This is a genomic window from Spirillospora sp. NPDC046719 (assembly GCF_040645715.1).
In the GTDB taxonomy this organism is placed as follows: domain Bacteria; phylum Actinomycetota; class Actinomycetes; order Streptosporangiales; family Streptosporangiaceae; genus Spirillospora.
On record NZ_JBEYYT010000865.1, the window covers coordinates 1 to 1,616 of the forward strand.

2 protein-coding genes are annotated in these 1,616 nt (G+C 71.2%); both read left to right on the top strand.

The annotated features are described in order from the left end of the window. Positions 1-189: SelB domain-containing protein (locus tag ABZ914_RS51065; RefSeq protein ID WP_500201777.1), on the top strand; the 189-nt coding region annotated here is incomplete at its 5' end. 105 nt (positions 190-294) lie between these two features. Beyond that, a complete protein-coding gene (locus tag ABZ914_RS51070; RefSeq protein WP_190856422.1) occupies positions 295-1,488 on the top strand; it encodes an RtcB family protein in 1,194 nt (397 codons plus the stop codon). Positions 1,489-1,616 lie beyond the last annotated feature (128 nt).

Here is a 1,616-nt window from a genome sequence, read left to right on the forward strand (position 1 = left end):
GTGCTGCGGCTGCGCGACGGCATCGTCCTGCTGCCCGGCGCCGACCGCGAGGCGCTGCGCATCCTGTCCGCGCTGCCGCAGCCGTTCACGCCGCGGCAGGCGGGCGACGCGCTGTCCACCAGCCGCCGCGTCGCCGTCGCGCTGCTGGAGCACCTCGACGGCCTGGGCCTCACCGAGCGGCGCCGCTGACGCCCGCGGGGATGAACCCGGCCATGGCGGGAAAACCGGTTGAACCGCGGCGTGCGGCTCTGGCGTCATAGATCACGGTTCGGATCCCGTCGAGAAGGAGAAGGCATGCCGTACCAGACCCTGAAGGGCGGCCGCGTTCCCATCCGGATGTGGACCGACCCCGACACCGTCGAGGACCAGGCCCTCGACCAGCTCCGCAACGTGTCCGCGCTGCCCTGGGTGGAGGGGCTCGCGGTCATGCCGGACGTCCACTACGGCAAGGGCGCGACCGTCGGCTCGGTCATCGCGATGAAGAACGCGGTGTCGCCGGCGGCGGTCGGCGTCGACATCGGCTGCGGGATGACCGCCGCCAAGTCCACGCTCACCGTGGAGGACATGCCGGACGACCTGTCGGGTATCCGGCACCGGCTGGAGAAGGCGATCCCCGTGGGGCGCGGTTCGCACAAGAGCGCCGTCGACCCGTCCGCGCTGCCGAACCTGAAGGAGCGCGGCTGGTACGAGTTCTGGAAGGAGTTCGAGGACCTGCACCCGGCGGTCCGCTCCGGCCTCGGCCGCGCGCGCTCGCAGATGGGCACGCTCGGCGGCGGCAACCACTTCCTGGAGCTGTGCGCGGACGACGAAGGCGGGATCTGGCTCGTCCTGCACTCGGGGTCGCGCAACATCGGGAACGTGCTCGCCGAGCACCACATCGAGGCGGCCCGCAAGCTCCCGCACAACCAGGACCTTCCGGACACCGACCTCGCCGTGTTCCTCAGCGGAACCGCGAAGATGGACGCCTACCGGCACGACCTGTTCTGGGCGCAGGAGTACGCGCGCCGCAACCGCGCGGTCATGATGGCGCTCGCGCAGAACGTCGTGACCAGGCAGTTCGGCGAGAAGCGCTGCCGGTGGAACCAGGTCATCTCCTGCCACCACAACTACGTGGCGGAGGAGGAGTACGGCGGCGAGGAGCTGCTCGTCACCCGCAAGGGCGCGATCCGCGCGGGCGCCGGCGACCTCGGCATCATCCCGGGGTCGATGGCGACCGGCACCTACATCGTCCGCGGCCTCGGCAACGAGACGGCGTTCAACTCGGCGTCGCACGGCGCGGGCCGCCGGATGAGCCGGAACAAGGCGCGCAAGAACTTCACCGTCGAGGACCTGGTCGAGCAGACCAGGGGCGTCGAGTGCCGCAAGGACAGCGGCGTCATCGACGAGATCCCGGGCGCCTACAAGGACCTGGAGACGGTGATGGAGTCGCAGTCCGACCTCGTCGAGGTCGTCGCGCACCTGCGGCAGCTCGTCTGTGTGAAGGGCTGAGGGCGTGACGGCGGTGCAGCGGCCGGCGAACGCGCGCGGCGCGGGCGACGGCATGAAGCTGCACCGCCGGACGCTCCGGCTCGGCGGGCGGGAGCACACGGTCATCGGGCTGCGGACCGCCACGAAGG